Origin of the sequence: Prevotella marseillensis (genome assembly GCF_900625065.1) — a bacterium.
GTDB lineage: Bacteria > Bacteroidota > Bacteroidia > Bacteroidales > Bacteroidaceae > Prevotella > Prevotella rara.
This window is the reverse complement of record NZ_UYXY01000001.1, coordinates 1504186-1522462: the sequence shown is the minus strand read 5'-3', so window position 1 is coordinate 1522462 and position 18277 is coordinate 1504186. Positions and strand designations below refer to the sequence as shown.

Annotated in this window: 12 protein-coding genes; 5 read left to right on the top strand and 7 right to left on the bottom strand. The window is 45.9% G+C overall.

Translation table 11 applies throughout. From position 1 onward, the window contains the following. Positions 1-480: 480 nt before the first annotated feature. Positions 481-2451, top strand: a complete 1971-nt coding sequence (locus tag EJL04_RS06355) for a glycoside hydrolase family 127 protein (protein ID WP_206429386.1) — start codon at positions 481-483, stop codon at positions 2449-2451. Positions 2452-2561: 110 nt separating this feature from the next. Next, positions 2562-3260, top strand: a complete 699-nt coding sequence (locus EJL04_RS06350) for a tRNA1(Val) (adenine(37)-N6)-methyltransferase (RefSeq protein ID WP_125104420.1) — start codon at positions 2562-2564, stop codon at positions 3258-3260. On the opposite strand, the gene EJL04_RS06345 is transcribed toward EJL04_RS06350, so the two are convergent. Continuing rightward, positions 3248-3955 (bottom strand): LytR/AlgR family response regulator transcription factor, encoded by a 708-nt coding sequence (locus EJL04_RS06345; RefSeq protein WP_125104419.1) that lies wholly within the window; start codon positions 3953-3955, stop codon positions 3248-3250. The genes EJL04_RS06350 and EJL04_RS06345 overlap by 13 nt on opposite strands. Before the next feature lie 292 nt (positions 3956-4247). On the opposite strand from EJL04_RS06345, the gene EJL04_RS06340 reads away from it, so the two are divergent. Beyond that, complete coding sequence (locus EJL04_RS06340; RefSeq protein ID WP_125103825.1) at positions 4248-5288, top strand: IS630 family transposase; 1041 nt, start codon at positions 4248-4250, stop codon at positions 5286-5288. On the opposite strand, the gene EJL04_RS06335 is transcribed toward EJL04_RS06340, so the two are convergent. Continuing rightward, positions 5248-6216, bottom strand: coding sequence for a sensor histidine kinase (locus EJL04_RS06335; RefSeq protein WP_241209952.1), 969 nt, complete (start codon positions 6214-6216; stop codon positions 5248-5250). The two genes, EJL04_RS06340 and EJL04_RS06335, sit on opposite strands and share 41 nt — an antisense overlap. Positions 6217-6426: 210 nt before the next feature. Here EJL04_RS06335 and EJL04_RS06330 point away from each other — a divergent pair, with 210 nt between their 5' ends. After that, positions 6427-7560: an efflux RND transporter periplasmic adaptor subunit gene (locus EJL04_RS06330; protein WP_241209951.1), complete on the top strand. Its 1134-nt coding sequence runs from the start codon at positions 6427-6429 to the stop codon at positions 7558-7560. Then, entirely contained in the window at positions 7557-10682 is a 3126-nt protein-coding gene (locus tag EJL04_RS06325) for an efflux RND transporter permease subunit (RefSeq protein ID WP_125104417.1), read from the top strand. The genes EJL04_RS06330 and EJL04_RS06325 overlap by 4 nt, the downstream gene beginning before the upstream one ends. Before the next feature lie 200 nt (positions 10683-10882). Here EJL04_RS06325 and EJL04_RS06320 read toward each other — a convergent pair whose 3' ends face one another. From EJL04_RS06320 to EJL04_RS06300, 5 genes are all read right to left on the bottom strand, one after another. Then, positions 10883-11656 carry a LytR/AlgR family response regulator transcription factor gene (locus EJL04_RS06320; RefSeq protein WP_125104416.1) on the bottom strand — a complete coding sequence of 258 codons (774 nt, stop codon included), beginning with the start codon at positions 11654-11656 and terminating at the stop codon, positions 10883-10885. Next, positions 11649-12710 carry a sensor histidine kinase gene (locus EJL04_RS06315; RefSeq protein WP_125104415.1) on the bottom strand — a complete coding sequence of 354 codons (1062 nt, stop codon included), beginning with the start codon at positions 12708-12710 and terminating at the stop codon, positions 11649-11651. Before EJL04_RS06315 ends, EJL04_RS06320 begins: the two co-directional genes overlap by 8 nt. A gap of 104 nt (positions 12711-12814) precedes the next feature. After that, positions 12815-14110 carry a TolC family protein gene (locus EJL04_RS06310; RefSeq protein WP_241209950.1) on the bottom strand — a complete coding sequence of 432 codons (1296 nt, stop codon included), beginning with the start codon at positions 14108-14110 and terminating at the stop codon, positions 12815-12817. 17 nt (positions 14111-14127) lie between these two features. After that, a complete protein-coding gene (locus EJL04_RS06305) occupies positions 14128-17199 on the bottom strand; it encodes an efflux RND transporter permease subunit (protein WP_125104414.1) in 3072 nt (1023 codons plus the stop codon). Beyond that, complete coding sequence (locus EJL04_RS06300) at positions 17196-18272, bottom strand: efflux RND transporter periplasmic adaptor subunit (RefSeq protein ID WP_125104413.1); 1077 nt, start codon at positions 18270-18272, stop codon at positions 17196-17198. Before EJL04_RS06300 ends, EJL04_RS06305 begins: the two co-directional genes overlap by 4 nt. Positions 18273-18277 lie beyond the last annotated feature (5 nt).

Genomic DNA, 18277 nt, shown 5'->3' with positions numbered 1-18277 from the left:
GGGGTGCAAATTTACTCATTTTAATTGATATAATATTGATACCCAGTAATTATTTTCATTTAATTAATATGTATCATGATTGGAAAACCATTGATTTCTGATTCAGAAACTTGCCGTTTTTCATGCAAAAATGGCTGAGTTTTGCTTCAAAACTCTATCACTTATATTTTGTAATAAAAAGAGTTGCTGTTCTTATAAAATGAATAAAATAGTGGCGGGTACTATTTGATTCGAAATATTGATGGCGTGAAATGTTACGATTTTTAGGGTCATGTTTTACGGCAGCCGGTGCATAACAAATTTTTATGGCATATTTAAGTTGTCGGCATTTTTTGTGTTAAATTAAAAACATATTATTGCTGTCTGTATAAAATAACTTAATTTTGCATATTAAAGATAATTTTTCGTTTATATACGTTATTATTTGAATATACCATGTTGAATAAAAGAGTTTTGTTGGCTTCATTGGTTATATCTTCTATGGTTTGCCGTGGAGTTGCCGGAAATATAAAGAAATATTTTTATTCAGTAAGACAGGTGCCGTTTACATCTGTGAAGATAAGCCAAAATTCTTTTTGGGGTAGCAGGATAAAGGCTGTGCGTGATGTCACGATACCTTTGGCTTTCAGTAAATGTAAGACAGAAGGCCGATATGATAACTTTGTTAAGGCTGCTCATCCAAATGACAGTTATGATGTGTCGTCATTTATGGGGTTTTCGTTTGACGATACAGATGTATATAAAACCATTGAAGGGGCCAGTTACGTGCTTCAGACTTTCCCGGATAAAAAACTTGTGGAATATATAGACAGTGTGCTTGATATAGTAGCTGCTGCGCAGGAAGCCGACGGATATCTTTATACAGCGCGTACCATAAACCCGAAAAATCCGCATAGATGGGCGGGCAAGGAGCGTTGGAGCAATGAAGAAGTGCTGAGCCACGAACTGTATAATCTTGGCCACATGGTTGACGCTGCATGTGCACATTATCAGGCCACAGGTTCAACGAAATTTTTGGATATAGCCCGGCGCTATGCAGACTGTGTCGTCCGCGAGGTTGGACCTTCTGATGGTCAGGCATGTGTAGTGCCAGGACATCAGATAGCTGAGATGGCATTGGCCCGTCTTTACGTACTCACGGGTGAAAAGAAATATCTTGACGAGGCAAAGTTTTTTCTCGACTATAGAGGGAAGACAAAGGTCAGAAATTCTTATAGTCAGAGTCATCTGCCTGTTGTAGAACAACATGAGGCTGTAGGTCATGCTGTCCGTGCGGGCTATATGTATTCAGGTATGGCAGATGTGGCTGCACTTACAGGTGATTCGGCCTATATCAAGGCAATAGATGATATATGGAACAACATTGTTGCTAAAAAGTATTATATAACGGGTGGAGTGGGAGCCTTGCATGACGGTGAGGCTTTCGGACGGAATTATGAACTACCGAATCTTACGGCGTACAACGAGACGTGTGCGGCCATTGCAATGGTGTATTTAAACCAGAGAATGTTCATGTTGCATGGTGATTCAAAATATATAGACTGTCTGGAACGTACGTTGTATAACGGCGTTATAAGTGGCATGAGCATTGACGGCGGCAGGTTCTTTTATCCCAATCCGCTGGCTTCAGATGGCAAATACAGGTTTAACGCCGACAATACGCTTGAGCGTCAGCCTTGGTTCGGATGTGCATGTTGTCCTAGTAATCTTTGCAGGTTTATACCATCAGTACCAGGATATATGTATGCTGTAAGGGATAACGATGTTTATGTAAACCTGTTTGCTGACAACACCTCGACTATTTCTGTCGGAAAAGGTGAGGTTGTGTTGCGTGAGGAAACCAAATATCCTTGGGACGGCGATGTGCGGCTCAATGTCGTGAACAACAGTGCCGGAAAGTTCTGTATCAGGATAAGAGTGCCGGGATGGGTACGCGGTCAGGTTACACCGGGTGGCCTTTACAGCTATGCAGATGGCTTGAGTCTGAAATATTCTGTTACTGTAAATGGTATAAATGTTGCGGCAGAGTTGATTGACGGATATTTTGTCATCGACAGGAAATGGAAGCGTGGTGACTGCATAGACGTACATTTTGATATGAAGCCTCGTATCGTGAAGGCGGATGATAAGGTTGCTGCCTGTCATGGTCGTATTGCTGTTGAGCGAGGGCCTCTTGTGTATTGTGCAGAATGGGCTGATAATGATTATGATTTATTCCGTTTTGTTTTCGACGCTGACAGTTCTATGACTGTGACCGACAGTCTGGGACTTTTGGGCGGCATAAAGATGATAACGGCAAGAGGTACTTTGTTGGATCAAACGCCAGACGGACGCATAAACACTGCTAATCGCACTGTAAAGCTTATACCATATTATGCATGGTGTCATCGAGGACCCGGAAAAATGATTGTTTGGATGGCTGACGGCTTAGGGGTTATGGACGAATATTGAGCGTTCGAAAGCGTCTTTTTTATTCGCGAAAATAAAAGCTATCAGTCATCTTATATGTTTTTAGTGCTTTAATGGCTTAAGCCTGATAAGATGCAAATAATCGGAACATCATGTCAAATAATTATTTCAGATTCAAACAGTTTACAGTAGAGCATACCAGGTGTGCCATGAAGGTGGGTACAGATGGGGTGCTGCTTGGAGCATGGGCACGTGGTGGCGATACTATCTTGGATATTGGTACGGGCTCTGGGTTAATTGCCTTGTTCATGGCTCAACGATATCCATCGGGGAAGATTGTTGCCATTGACGTTGATGCCGGCGCTGTCGTACAAGCGCGTATCAATGTATCTAATTCTGCATTCAGCGACAGGATAACCATAATAGAAAAACCTTTACAAGAGTTCTGTGCAGGGCAGTTCGGTTCTATAGTATGCAATCCGCCGTTTTTCGTCAATTCGCTGAAAAACAGAGACGGGCAAAAGGCCATGGCACGTCATGCCGACACACTTACCCATGCTGAACTTGTGAGCGGTGCATCACGGTTATTGGCCGACGATGGCGAGTTCTCTGTTGTCATACCAGCCGCACTGCGCACGGCCATTGATGCCGAAGCAGCCATGGCAGGTCTTTTCCCTTCAAGGATCTGTGCCATTAGAACCATACCACGTAAGCCCGTCAGCCGTTATCTTTTGGCATATCGTAAGCATCCTGCAGACAGGATTGAACAAACAGAAGAATGTATTAATAATGATGATATGTCGCGGTCAGAATGGTACAGCAGCTTGACGGAGAATTTCTATATCAGATGAGAATGGTGCAGGATGCGCTCCGATAATTCATTTGCGTATTGGTGGCCTATAGGTAAGGGGGAATCTGTACCATTTATGAATACGTTGTGTCTTGTAAAACTATTAATTTTATTCAACGGAACTATGTATGAACGATGAATCCTCACAAATGCTTCTTGTGGAAGCATCTGCATTAATGTTTTCATGTTTGTACGTGTAAGTACATTTCCTCCCGTGGCTTTGACAATTTTTACATAATTGCCTAAAGCTTCTATATAGAGGATGTCGTTTAGCAGAATGTTTACGTTTGAGTATTCTTGTTTTACTGTGATGTGGCGTTGTGGATTTACTGAGGTTGTGCTCATTCGTCGCATAGCTTTATCTACAGCACGGCAGAAACGTTCATAGGCGAAAGGTTTGTGCAGATAGTCTACGGCATCGAGATTAAACCCTTCTAGAGCATACTGAGCATGTGCTGTTGTGAATATGATGCATGTTTCGTGAGGTATGTTGCGGGCTATGTCCAGGCCGTTTATACTGCTCATATGTATGTCAAGAAACACAAGTTGTGGCTTGGTTCTTATAATTTCGTCTATGCCGTTTTGAGGTTCGCTGTATGTCGTTAGTTCTATGCCACCGCGACGTTGGCAGAACTGTTCGATAACGAGCAATGCCATGGGCTCGTCGTCAATGGCAATGCAACTTATATTTTTCATTACAGTTGTATTTTTAGTTTTGTTATATATACGTTCCCTGTTGGCCCATTTTCAAGCTCGTATCGCCCTGGGTATAATAGTTCAAGTCGTTTTCGGCAGTTGGCTATCCCAATGCCTTCGTGCTCTGAATCTAAGTGTCTTATAATATTGTTGACAGTATCGAAACTTAGCAGACCGTTCTTTAGGCATATGTTTATTTGGATGTTGCTGTCAGTGTCTGCTGATGTGCCATACTTATAGTCAAAAGTAAGTGAAATGCGAAAAATCATTCAAAAAATAGTATCTTTGCACTATGGAAATTCAGTTGTCGACATCAGAAATGGAAGTTTTGCGTAAACTTCAACGGAATTTAGCCGGAAGTTCCGACTATGCCCGTGTGACTTGCATTCTGATGTTGGGCATGGGTAATACGCCCTCTTTCGTGTCCTCATGTCTTGGAATAGACGTTTCCACTGTATACCGTTATCGTTCCGCTTATTTACATGGTGGTGCTGATGAACTTCTGGAAAACCGTTACAAGGGTTATTGGGGGCTTCTTGACAGCCGTCAGCTGGCAGCCTTGTGCAAGGAACTACGCGAGCACATATATACGGATGCCAAAGGTGTGGCGGCCTGGATAAAGTCCGCATTCGGCGTTGAATACACTCCCCAGGGGGTTGCAGACTTGCTGAACCGCATCGGATTTACCTATAAGAAGACATCGGAAGTCCCTTGTGAGGCTGATGCCTCAAGGCAGGCGGCCTTTGCCGGGAAACTTTCAGAAATTCTTTCCGGTATGCCGGAAGATGCGGTGGTTTATTATGCGGACGGTGTCCATCCGACCCACAACAGCCGTTCCACTTATGCGTGGATAGAGAAAGGCGAGAGACTTGAACAGCCGACCGTCAGCGGTCGTGACAGGGTGAACATCAACGGGTTGCTTAATGCATATGACGTGACAGATGTGATAGCGCATGACTGTGAGAGCGTCAATGCCGAATCCACCCGGGATGTTTATCAGTCAGCCTTGGAAAGGCATCCCGAAGCTTCCGTCATCTATATCATCTCCGACAATGCCCGCTATTATCACAACAAAAAGCTCAAGGAATGGGTAAACGGGACGAAAATCAAACAGATATTCCTGCCGCCTTACTCGCCGAACCTCAATTTGATTGAAAGGCTTTGGAAGTTCCTCAGGAAGAAGGTCATTAACACCGGATTCTACAGGACAAAAGAGAAATTCAGACAGGCCATCAAGGATTTCTTCGACAATATCGGAAACTATAAAGAAGAGTTGGAGTCACTTCTAACTCTCAAATTTCGTTTGTGTAATTCGCAAACCATTTCTTTTTAACTATAAATGCGTTTTCTACAAAAGTGATAAATATCATAGATGGTACAGGAGTCGTTTCGTTGTCGGTTTTGGCTGTTAGTGTAACCCTTGTATGATGGTTTAATCTGAGTTTCTGCAAATCAGTATATTGCCTGATATATTCTATTTCCTGTCCTATGGGAATGTTTTCTGAATGTGTTTGTGCATACATGTATCTCAGAATATTTGAAAATTTCACGAAGGCAGATTCTGTTTTATCAGAACCAGAAAGTACAAGTGCATAAAGCATATTGAGAGTGTTGAACATGAAGTGTGGGTTTATTTGTGCTTTGTAGAGTGCCAGTTCTGCTTTGTTTTTCTCTGCGGCAATTTCCTGTTTTGCCAGTATTTGTCTAAATAGTTCGAATGTCAGTTCGATTGCAAGCGAAAATCCGGTTACCATGAGAAAAAAGAACCATATTGTTTGTGTGCGCATATTCATTCTGGCTTCCATTTGCCGTGGTGAGCCTGTATGGTCTGATGGTACAGGAAAATAAGTGAACAGCCATGTTGTTGCAGTTAAAGTGAGTAGTAATCCGGCTATGCGTATGTATTTTTTCTGCATGAAGAGTTTTGGTAGGCATACCCATCGGTATATGAAGTAAATAATGTATATATAGGCTATCAGTGTGAGCAGGAAGGCCGTGTTGTGCACAATCCAACGGTCAACAGGAAGCAGCATTATGGTCAATGGCATTATAATTAAGCAGAATAAAAGGTCTATATACAATGCAATGTGATTATTCTTCATATGAGATTTGTTTTCAGATGTTAATGTATTCAGTCCGCATGGTTTATATCTTTTATTGTGCAGCGGATGGTTCACATATTTATTTTGTTTTACGATCATTGCAAAGGTAATACATTTTATTGAACGGTCTATTGTTTTCCATGTGTCGTTTGTCACCACATATAGGCTGTTTGTCACCACATAGTTTATCATAAGACTCATTGTTCATAAATTTGCATCAACTGAATGGCCGGCAATGCAGTTTTGTAAGGAAAAAAGCAACTACTTTTTTTGCTTATATGCACCCGGACATAGAGGGCTGTTATTTGTTGTATGTCTTGAGCGGCCCTTATTTAGTAACTTTAGTTTTTTATTTTATAGAAATACAAAATGGAAATTAAAACAAGTATTATGCTCGTTGTGTGTAGTATGTCATTGTTCTGTGCTTGTGATGATAAAAAACAGGCTACTCATGGCGAGGAGTATAAGACGCTTACTGTTACGCGTCGAGACTTTATGTTGCAATCTGCTTATACTGCAACACTTCAAGGGCGTCAGGCTGTTGAGGTGCGTCCGCAGGTCAGTGGCACGATTACAGACATACGTATAAATGAGGGAGATGCCGTTAAACGTGGTCAGGTGCTGTTTGTCATTGATCAGGTGCCATATAAGGCTGCGCTCAGTACGGCAAAGGCTAATTTGGAGAGTGCGGAGGCAAAGTTGTGTACGGCCAAACTAACGGCAGATAGTAAAGAGGAACTTTGCAGGAGAAATGTTGTATCAGATTATGACAGGCAGACAGCCGTTAACTCTTTACGGGAGGCCAAGGCAGCTGTAGCTCAAGCCCGGGCTGAACTTACACGTGCCACTAATGACTTGTCTTATACAGAAGTGAAGAGTCCTGTTGATGGTGTTGCAAGTATGATACCTTATCGTGTCGGTGCATTGGTTGGCAGTACTATTGAAGAACCGCTTGTAACCGTATCTGATGATTCAGAGATTTATGCTTATTTCTCTATGGCTGAGACACAGATGCTTGATCTTATAGAGGAGTATGGTTCACTTGATGAGGCTAAGAAAAAACTTCCTCCGGTCGGGTTGACTATGAGTAATGGCAACAAATACAATCTACAGGGACGTATTGATGCTATTGGCGGTACCGTTGATTCGGAGACTGGATCTATTGGATTTAGAGCTGTTTTCAGCAATCCCCGACATCTGTTGCGCAATGGTGGCAGTGCTTCTGTATTAGTTCCGTCCGTGCATAAGAATTGTATTGTGATACCTCAGTCGGCTACATATGAGCTTCAGAACAGGGTGTTTGTGTGGAAGATTGTTGACGGCAAGACAAAGTCTGCCCCTATAACAATTTATAAATATAACGATGGGAAAAACTATATTGTGCTATCCGGACTGGAACCGGGTGATGTCATTATTGCGGAGGGCGCAGGACTGATGCGTGAGGGTACGGTGGTTAGCACGGGAAAGAAGTCTGATTCCACAAAAAATAAGGATTGCCAATGAAAATAAAAACTTTCATCGACCGGCCTATACTGGCCGGAGTAATATCCGTGCTGATATTCATTCTTGGAATTATAGGCCTATTGCAGCTTTCTATCGAACAATTTCCTGAGATTGCACCACCTACGGTCAGTGTTTCGGCTACATATAGTGGTGCTAATGCTGAAACCGTGCAGAAGAGCGTGGTGGTGCCGCTGGAGGAAGCACTCAACGGTGTTGAAAATATGACCTATATGACTTCAACGTCATCTAATAATGGCTCTGCCAAAATCAGTGTATATTTCCGCCAGGGAACAGATCCTGACATGGCCACAGTCAACGTGCAGAACCGTATTGCCACAGCACAAGGACTGCTGCCGGCAGAGGTGACAAAGAGTGGTATTACCGTGCGAAAACGTCAGACAAGTAACATCAAGCAGTTGGCTGTTTATAGTCCTGACGATTCGTTTGATGAGGCTTTCCTTACCAACTATATGAAGATTAATATCGAACCGCGTCTTTCGCGTATTGCCGGTGTTGGTGAAGTTAATGTATTCGGATACGAATATTCCATGCGTATATGGTTAAATCCCAGTAAAATGAGACAGTATGGACTTGTGCCGGCTGACATTGCTGAAGTGCTTGACGAGCAGAATGTGGAGGCCGCCACAGGCACTTTGGGTGCTGAGGCAAGTAACACTTTCCAGTATGTGCTGAAGTATCGAGGACGTTATGAGAATGAGGTTGATTATGAAAATCTTGTGATAAAGTCGCTTCCTGGTGGGGAAGTGCTGCGACTAAAAGATGTTGCCACTATAGAACTGGGAACTAGAGCTTATGATTACATTAACGAAGTTAACGGTCATCCAGGTTGTAACATCATGATAGCTCAGACCTCAGGGTCAAATGCCAATGAGATAATAGAAGAGATTGACCGTACCGTGGACGAAATATCCAAAACGTTGCCAAAGGGTATAAAGATAGTAGATTTGATGAGTACGAAGGATTTTCTTGATGCTTCAATTAAGAACGTCATAAAAACGCTTGTCGAGGCAATAGTACTTGTGGTGCTTGTTGTCTATGTATTCCTTCAGAGTCTGCGTTCAACATTCATCCCCGCACTTTCAATCATAGTGTCGCTGGTCGGTACGTTTGCCTTTCTCTATGTGGCAGGCTTCAGCCTGAATATGCTTACTTTATTTGCGTTGGTGCTTGTAATCGGAACTGTAGTAGACGACGCCATCGTGGTTGTAGAGGCCGTTCAGGCCAAATTCGACGAGGGCTACCGTTCTTCATATCTTGCCACGGTCGATGCCATGGACGGTATCACGTCGGCGCTCGTCACTACAACATTTGTTTTCATGGCTGTGTTTATTCCTGTGAGTTTCATTGGAGGTACCACGGGTACATTCTACACTCAGTTTGGACTTACTATGGCTGCTGCTGTTGCCATATCGCTGGTCAATGCGTTGACGTTGAGTCCGGCTTTGTGCTCACTTATAATGACTCCACATGCCGATGCTTCTAACGGAAGCAAGTTAAGTTTTTCGTCGCGTTTCCATATAGCTTTCGACACAGCATTTGGCCGTCTTGTCATGAAGTATAAAAGAGGAGTAGCCTTTATGCTCCGGCGTAAATGGTTTGCCGGATTATTGCTGGTTATTGCCTGTGTTGGCTTTGCCATACTCATGGCAACCACAAAAACCGGCTTTGTGCCCAATGAGGATATGGGCACGGTGTTTGTTGATGTGCGTACATCGCCGGGCAATAGCGTAAGCCAAACCCGTAAGGTGATGGAGCAGGTGGATAGTTGCCTGCGCACTATACCGCAGATTGAGTTGCAGTCGAATACTACGGGCAACTCTACTTTGAGCGGTCAGGGTGCCTGCAACGGAATGTTCACGATACGTCTTAAAGATTGGAGTCTGCGTACTCACAAGGAGGATGCTCTGGATGCTGTGATAAGCGAGATACAGCGCATTACGGCTCCTATATCGGGTGCTGACATCATTGCCTTTACGCGTCCAATGATTCCTGGATACGGTACAAGTAGCGGATTTGAGGTATATGTGCAGGACCAGAAGGGAGGCACCACAGATGAGTTGTTAAAATATACGCGCCTGTTTATTGACTCTTTGAGCCGCCGTCCCGAGATAGGCCGTGCGACAACTTCATTTGACACCAAGTTTCCACAGTATCTCGTAGAGGTCGATGCCGCGCGATGCAAACGTAACGGAGTGTCACCAGTCGATGTGCTCAGCACGCTTTCCGGATACGTTGGCGGCAGCTATGCTTCAAATATGAACCGCTTCTCAAAACTTTACCGCGTAATGGTGCAGGCACCGCCTGAGTTCAGGCTCGACACACGCTCACTAGATAATATGTTTGTGCGAAACTCAGACGGCCAAATGTCGCCTATAAGCCAGTATTTAAAGCTCAAAAGAGTTTATGGCTCAGAAGTGCTCACACGCTTCAATTTGTTTTCTGCCATACAGGTAAACGGCTCGGCAGCTCAAGGATACAGCTCTGGCCAGGCCATAGAGGCTATAAAGAAGGTGGCAGACAAGACTTTGCCTACGGGCTATGGTTATGAGTTTGGAGGTATGTCGCGCGAGGAGTCTGCCGCAGGAAATACGGCCACATTGGTGTTTGTTGTGTGTGTTGTGTTTATCTATCTTATTCTCTGCGCTCTATATGAAAGTCTTTTCATTCCTTTGGCTGTCATTTTGTCCGTGCCGTTTGGCCTTGCCGGCAGCTTCATGTTTGCTAGGATTTTCGGTCTGGAAAATAACATATACTTGCAGACCGGTCTTATAATGCTCATCGGTTTGCTTTCAAAAACGGCTATCCTGCTTACCGAGTATGCCTCGGAGCGGCGTCGTGCCGGCATGTCGATAGCTCAGGCTGCAATTTCGGCTGCTGGCGTACGCCTCAGACCTATACTTATGACATCGCTCACAATGATTTTCGGTATGTTACCCATGATGTTTGCTACGGGTGTTGGTGCTAATGGCAATATATCCATAGGCGTAGGTACGGTGGGTGGAATGCTCGTGGGCACGGTGGCCCTGCTTTTTGTTGTTCCTCCGCTGTTTATGCTATTTCAGTATATGCAGGAAAGGTTTATGCCGCAGCGACGCCAATAATGTGTAGACATAGTGTGATAATCTCATTTTAAATCAATGTTTGTTACTGCCAGAATCAGGTCATCTTTTTGGCAGTAACAAATCTTGGTTTATAGTAACAGGCGAACCAAGTTTGTGTGTCCGCTTGTTGTAAGTGCTTTATTTTATGTATTGATGATGTGCCAGATGGTTGTTGCTTTTAGTTCTTTTGTGCATTGTTCCTATGAATTGAGCCACACTTTAAGTGCAGAGGCTTTTTCACGGCTTATAATGATTGGCTCTTTGCAGTTGGGTGATGTTTTCATGGCCCAGCGTCCGCCAAAGTAGGGCTCTATGCTTCTCACAGATTTTGCCGAGACGATAAACTGTCGGTTTGCTCTGAAGAAGTTTTTCGGGTCGAGTTGCTGCTCCAGGCTACTCAATGGCGGGTCTACGATGTGCTCAGTTCCGGGCCATGTGGTGGCTATTGTTATTTTGTCTTCCGAGCGGAAGTATGCAACGTCGTCTATTTGCAATGTGTAAAGTTTCCGGCCTGCCGACACAAGCAGACGTTCGCGGTATGTATTAGCAGCGTCTTCGTGCATCGCTCTTGCAAGATATTTGCTGAGGCTGCCAAGAAGTCCGGCGTTGTGGTAGCGTTCAAATTTAGCTATTGCAGTCTCAAGACGCTCAACGCGTATAGGCTTTAGCAAGTAGTCAATACTGTTAAGGTCGAATGCCCTCAGTGCATACTCGTCGTAGGCTGTGGTGAATACAATCATACATTCGGTCGGCAGCTTGTCTACGAGTCCGAACGATGTGCCGTCAGAGAGTTGTATGTCGAGAAACATTATATCGGGACGGACGCCTGAGTGGTCGAGCCACAGGGAGGCTTCGCTTATGCTGCCAGGCACGATATGTGTGTGCCATTCTGGTCTTATCTTGTTCACCATACTAAAGAGCAGGCGGGCTGCCGGCAACTCGTCGTCTATTATTGCAGCAGTAATGTTAGTCATATATCATGGGGATTTTTACGGTAAAAGTATTGTTGTCGGCAATGATGCGTATGTCACGTCCACATAGCAGTCTGCAACGCTTTGACAAATTCTGAAGTCCATGTCCTGAGGTGCCAATTACAGGCTTGGGTGTCAGTGTGTTGCTTACGGCCAGCCAGGGTGAGTCGTCGTTTTCTTCACACCATAGTTTTATGGTTGCGGGATTTGACGTGTTAACGATGTTGTGCTTTATAACATTTTCTGTTAGCAACTGTAGTGTCAGTGGCGGCAGTTGCATGTAGCCCTCGCTACTGTCGAGCTTTGTTTCAAGTTGTATGCAGTCGCCTAGCCGCACTCTTTGTAGCTGTAAGTAGGTTTGGGCAAACCTAATTTCTTCGTTGAGGCTTACACTTTGTTTCTCGTGGCAATCGAGAATGTAGCGGTATATGTCGGCCAAGTTGCGCGTAAATTCGGCTGCACCAGCTGGGTTATATTCTATTTCAGCCACGAGTGTATTCAGACTGTTGAATAGAAAATGGGGGTTTAGCTGGCTTTGCAGAGCTGCATATTGTGCTTTGGCTGAGGCATCTTCCAGTTGTCGTGCCCTGCGGCGATGTTCTGCTATGTCGGCATAAAACCTGTTAATGAGGAACAGACTTACGGCCAGCAACTCTATTAGCCATACGCCCAGCAGTGCTCCGGCCCCTCGCCATGCCAAGGCCATCGGCCTTGGGGAGTGACCTATGACTTTGGTGGCCACAAGCAGCAGATAATTAGAGCAGAGTAGGGCTGCGGCTGCTATAGCAAGGAATGTGAACATGCGGCTGCGCTTTTTTATCCATGCGGGATAGGACGCACTCATGCGCCGGTTGACAAAGCGCAGGCTCAGACCAACACCGTTGAACAGCAGTAATACGGCAATGATGCTTTCCGGTGTGGTCAGGTGCTGGCTACTTATGGCCGGCATGTCACCGCAAATTATGAGCAGCAGGTATGAGCAGCAGCCTATTGCAGAATAGACAAGTATGTCGGTGAGCACCGATCCATGCTGCAGGTTATTGTCATTAGTTGTCATATTTTTATATTACATGTGTGTGTCCGGCAATATGGAGTAGCATGCCGTTTGGATGCCTGTTTGGTGAAATACTGCGCTGCGAATGCAAAAATAATAAATTATTTTCAATATCCGTACACATATTCGAGTGAGCTTTTGGCCATGCAGGCATCAAGTTTTGATGCTATGTGATTCCGACATGCATCGAGGTAGTATATCTGAGCGTTGATGACGTCTGTAACAGACACACTTCCTTCATAATATTTTTCTGTGGTCAGTCTGCGGCTTTCTTCTGCTTTGAGAAGTGAGCTTGCTGTCAGTTTTACCTGTTCGCATGCCTTTGTGTAGTTACATCTAGCCGTTTCTGCTTCAAGCTGCAGCCTGTCGGCTGTGCTTCTCATCTGTTCCTCGGCTACCGCTGTGGCATGTTTTCCCATACGTCGGGTGTTGCCCCTCTTTCCCCATTCGAATATAGGGATGCTTAGTGTAGCATATACAGAATAGTTGGGGTCTGGGGCCGCCCTGAAGTCGTATCCAGGTGATGTGTAGCTTCCGTTGATGCCTACAGACAAGTTCGGCTTGTAGGCTGCATCGGCCATGCGTGCCTCATAGCCTTTTATGTCTACTTGTTTGCTCGCCATGGCCATTTCGGGACGATTGTATATACTTTGCCCCGTTGAAGGTATTGTTGTATCGGGGCATAGCATGGTATCTGCCGGTATCATATCAGATGAACCGACACCAGCCAGCGAGTTTAGGGCAAGCCGAGCATTTTCGGCATCAGTTAGCGCACGCTGCAGTTGATATTCGGCATCGTTGAGACGCACTTCGGCTGTCAGAAGATCGTTGCGGCCGGTATATCCGTTGCTTACACGTAATGCTACAGCCTCTGCAAGTGCGGCTGCGGCATCACGATGTCTCTGTGCCACTGTTACCATTTCGCGTGTTGCTACATAGTTCCAGTATGTCTGATCGGCTTGATATATAAGATTGTTGGTTATGCGTTTTTTCTCGAATGCAGCATTCTCGCTTTCTGCTTTGGCCTTTCCGTAGGAAGCCTTGAGCAGTCCGCCCGTGTAGATTGGTTGAGCCATTGTCAGCGATGCACCGTATTTTGTGTTTCTGCCGCTGAACGTGTAGCTGCGGCCGCCGTCTGTACCCGGCAGTGCTATGTTCAGTTCGAGTGGATTACCTGTATATTTAGCGTCGGCGTTGCCCGTAATCTTTGGTTTTAAGTCTGCTTTTGCCGCTGCTGCATTTTCTTTATATACTTCTAATGCGTGTGTGGCGACTTTTACGTCGTGGCTATAGGCTTCCACCTGACGGCGGTATGCCTGTAGCATGGTCGCATCTTGAGCATCAACGTTTGTGCTTATGGCAGTCAACGCTGCATATATTGTTATTATATGTTTTATTTTCATACTTTGTCTGTTGCTTGTTATGCATGTTTACATGTTTCTGTCGTATCTTCGGCTTGCTTTGCTGCTTCTGGATAGAATATGGCATATAGGGCAGGAGTGGCAAAGAGAGTGAGCAGTGTGGCAAATGAAAGACCGAACACGATTGTTGCTGCCATGCCTCCGAACACAATGTCGAACAGCAGTGGTATGCTGCCGAATACAGTTGTTGCGGCAGCCATGAGCACCGGACGTGTACGCGAGACAGTTGCCTCAACTATAGCCGTAGATGGTGGTACGCCTGCGCGTCTCTGCAGATTGACTTCATCGAGCAATACGATGATGTTTTTTATTATCATACCCAGCAATCCGAGCCATCCGGCAATACAGAAGAAACCGAATTGGAAACCCGTGACGAGCATGCCGACAACTACGCCTATGATTGAGAGTGGAAGAATAAGGAATATTATCAGCGGTTGCTTGAAGTTGCCGAATAGCATTACGAGGATTACCACCAGGAATATTATGGCCAGTGGAAAATATTTGGTCAGTGCGGCCATAGCCTCTTGTTGGTCCTTATACTGCGAGTCCCAGAAGAAGGTGTAACCTGGTGGTAGTTTTATCTGTTCTATCTCGTTGCGTATTTCGGCATGTACTTCCTTCATAGTGTGTCCGTGCTTAACGTCACATTGGGCTGCCATTGACAGCCGCCTGTTGTATGTTTTCATTAGCGGCCATTCCCATCCCGTGCATATGCTGTCTGCAAGCTGTGCCAACGGAGCTGAGTTTGTGCCGTTCCATACAGCCAGGTCGCCCAACGCGTCTTGTGATATCATGCCCTTGGTGTCTGTGTGTAACATCACAGGCACCTGCTTGTCGGCATCTCTGTATATGCCTACTGCAACTCCGTCGGCAGTGCTTTTCACGGCGGTCATCATGTCGGCTTTTCCTAGTCCAAGCCTTCCTGCTTTTACAGGATTGTACGGAGTGGTCATCATCATGGCCTTGTTGCCCCATTCATTGCGTGCATTCATAACCTTGGGATTGCGTCTCATTATTTCTATTGCCACATTGGTCAGCGAATCGAGTACGCGTGGATCATCGCCACTGAAGCGTGCCTCTATGAGGGCCTGTGGTACAGAGTTCAGCTCAAAGCTATTTACGCGTACTAATGCATCAGGGAAAGATTGTGATATTTCGTTCTGCAGTTTCTGTTGCATGTTTCTGGCAGCCTCAGGGCTGACGGCTTCAACCAGGCACTGGGCATAGTTGCTTTGAGGACCGTAAGCAGCGTTGGCCAGATAGTAGCGTGGAGGCGTCTGCCCCGTAAATGTTGAAACGTGCTTTATGTCTTTGCGTTGTCTCAGCGTGTCAGCCAATGCTTGTGTCTGTTCTGCAGTCTGCTCTATGCGCGTTCCTTCTGGTAGCCACAGGTCTATGGTGAAGTACTGCTTGTTAAGCAATGGCATAAATTGCTGCGGGATGAGCTTGAAAGCAACTGCGCTTAGAATGAGCAATGTGACAAGGCATGCAGTAACGGCATATCTGTGGCTTATCGTCAAGCGTAGGGCTTTTCTGAACATATCGTAAAGTCTGCCTCTGAACAGTTCCCCCTTGAGCTCATCAGGACGTGGACGGCGCACAAACTCTTGTACGAAAAACACGTTTTGCGTTATGGCTAGAATCCAACTAAGCAGCAACGATACTGCTATCACGATGAACAGAGACGATAGAATTTCACCCGTTATGTGTGGAGAGAGGTATACGGGCAAAAATGTCAGCACAGCTATTAATGTTGCACCTAATAGTGGCATGGCTGTGGTGCCCACGGCTGACAGTATGGCCGGGCGTTTGCGCATGCCGCGCTGCATGTTTACCAATGCCGCGTCATACACCACGATAGCGTTGTCTACGAGCATACCCATGGCTATTATTATGGCTGCAAGTGACATTCGTTGCAGAGCAATACCTGTTGCGCACATGTATATCAATGTGCCGAAGATAGAGAAAACCAGTCCGCTGCCTATTAGTATGCCGTTCTTTATCCCTATGAATAGAAGTAGTACGCCAGCTACTGTTATTACAGATATTATAAGGTTTAGCACAAAGCCCTCGTTGGCCTCGGCCGACTCATGTCCTTGGTCGTATATTGTCTGCAGATTGTATCCTTCGGGCAGTGTTTGTCTGGCTTTGTCTATGTATGCTGCAACACGCTCCGACATATTAACCACATTGCCGTCGGCCACAGTAGATATGGCCATACCTACGGCCGGCTGTCCGTCGGTCCGCATTTGGTTGCGTGCGGGATGGCGGTAACCTTCGCTTATATGAGCTACCTCGCCAAGCCTGATGTAGGCTCCGTCCCGTCCTACAATCGTTAGTTGCTCTAGCTCTTCAAGACTGCCAAAACTGCCGGTAGCCTCTACTCTTATGCGATTGTGTTCGGTTTCTATAGCACCGGCATCTACAATTCTATTTTGTCTGTCGAATGCTGCTGTTATGTCAGACATGGTTATTCCGCTGGCTGCTAGTAGCGAAGGATCGGCTTCAATGTCTATGGTGCGGTCCTGCAGTCCGAACAGCTCTACGCGGGCTACATCTTTTATGCCCAGCAGACCATTTTTTAGACTGTCTGCCTTGTCTTCAAGCTCCCGCCAGCTATGGTTAGATGAACTTAGAGCGTAGAACACTCCGAGTACATCGCCGAAGTCATCGTTTACAACAGGGCGACCGGCTCCTGCTGGCAGATGTGGTTGGGCGTCGTTCACCTTACGTCGCAGTTTGTCCCACAACTGCTGCATGTCAGCAGCGCGTATTTCTTTTTTCACGTAAACGGTAATCTTCGACAGCCCTGCCCTGTTTTCGCTTTTCAGATAATAGAGCTCGCCAAGTTCCTGTATTGATTCTTCGAGCACGTCTGTCACTTGCTCTCTAACCTCAGCCGGTGAGGCTCCCGGATACGATGTTGTCACTACAGCTTGTTTAATTGTGAATGGGGCGTCTTCAAGTTTGCCCATGTTGCCATAGGCAATTATACCACCCGCAAGCACAAGTGCCAGTACCAACCAGCTCAGCGCTCTGTTGCGTAAGCAAAATTCAGCTGCGTCTCTCATTGTTGCATTCCTCCTTTCCGGTTGGCAACGGCCTGTGTGGCAACGGTGTCGCCTTCATTGAGCATGGCTTGACCTGCTGTGGCCACGCGTTCGCCGGCTTTTAGACCGCTACAAATCTCTATCATACCTCCGCCTAAAAGGCGTCCTGTGACGACGTTACGGCGGCTAACCCGTCCGCTGTTGTCTATCGTCCAAACACAACTGCCTCCAGAGGATGGACTCCATACTGCTTTCTGAGGTACGGCTACTCCAACAAACTTATTTGAAGTCTGTCCAATGAGCATGTTGCCAGACATGCCGCCTGGCAGGTGTGATTTGCCATTGTCTATCAATGCAGTCAGTTTAAAGGCCATATTGTTACCCGTGGCGGTACGTGTTATATATGTTTCTGCCGGTCTGAATGTCCTGCCGCTCATGCGGTCAAAGCTTATCAGACATGTCCTGCCGCCTATGTTCTGTTGTAGTTGTGCGGCTATGTCTTCTGGTACGTAGGCCTCTGCCTTTATGCGTGACATATCTATAAACGTAACCACTGGCTGTCCTGCTGCCACGTCCTGATAGCGTTCTACATGTTGTGTCTGTACATATCCGCTGAAAGGAGCTATGAGTTGTGTACGGTCCAATTCATCTGCAGCCATGTCATAGTCAGCTTTTGCGCGTTCATAATCGGCTCTTGCACGTTCATACTCCTGTTCGGCTATGTTGCCGGCCTTAAATAAGCGTGTAGTACGCTCGTATTCAGCCTTAGCCTGACGGCATATTGCCGCTGCTCGTCTTTTCCTTACAATGAAGTCACGGGCGTCGAGTGCGGCTATCACCTCTCCGCGTCTGAAGAACTGACCTTCTTGAACGTCAAGTTTGGCTATATGGCCGCCAACTCTGAAGGCGAGTTCGGCTGTGCGGTAGGGCTCAGATATGAAAGGATACTTGCGGGCCGATGTATCGGCCATACTTTCAGCCGTGGCCACGTCCACAGTGCGTATCGTGCCAGGAGCATCGTGTCTGCCACTGCACGATACAGCCATAATGGCAGACGACAGAATCAGCAGCATGTTTTTTCTAATCGTAATCATCTTTT

Coding starts and splice junctions, on each gene's coding strand:
- EJL04_RS06305 (WP_125104414.1), bottom strand. CDS start 17,199: ATGAGAGACGCAGCTGAATTTTGCTTACGCAACAGAGCGCTGAGCTGG.
- EJL04_RS06355 (WP_206429386.1), top strand. CDS start 481: ATGGTTTGCCGTGGAGTTGCCGGAAATATAAAGAAATATTTTTATTCA.
- EJL04_RS06340 (WP_125103825.1), top strand. CDS start 4,248: ATGGAAATTCAGTTGTCGACATCAGAAATGGAAGTTTTGCGTAAACTT.
- EJL04_RS06320 (WP_125104416.1), bottom strand. CDS start 11,656: ATGACTAACATTACTGCTGCAATAATAGACGACGAGTTGCCGGCAGCC.
- EJL04_RS06310 (WP_241209950.1), bottom strand. CDS start 14,110: ATGAAAATAAAACATATAATAACAATATATGCAGCGTTGACTGCCATA.
- EJL04_RS06315 (WP_125104415.1), bottom strand. CDS start 12,710: ATGACAACTAATGACAATAACCTGCAGCATGGATCGGTGCTCACCGAC.
- EJL04_RS06330 (WP_241209951.1), top strand. CDS start 6,427: ATGGAAATTAAAACAAGTATTATGCTCGTTGTGTGTAGTATGTCATTG.
- EJL04_RS06325 (WP_125104417.1), top strand. CDS start 7,557: ATGAAAATAAAAACTTTCATCGACCGGCCTATACTGGCCGGAGTAATA.
- EJL04_RS06350 (WP_125104420.1), top strand. CDS start 2,562: ATGTCAAATAATTATTTCAGATTCAAACAGTTTACAGTAGAGCATACC.
- EJL04_RS06345 (WP_125104419.1), bottom strand. CDS start 3,955: ATGAAAAATATAAGTTGCATTGCCATTGACGACGAGCCCATGGCATTG.
- EJL04_RS06300 (WP_125104413.1), bottom strand. CDS start 18,272: ATGATTACGATTAGAAAAAACATGCTGCTGATTCTGTCGTCTGCCATT.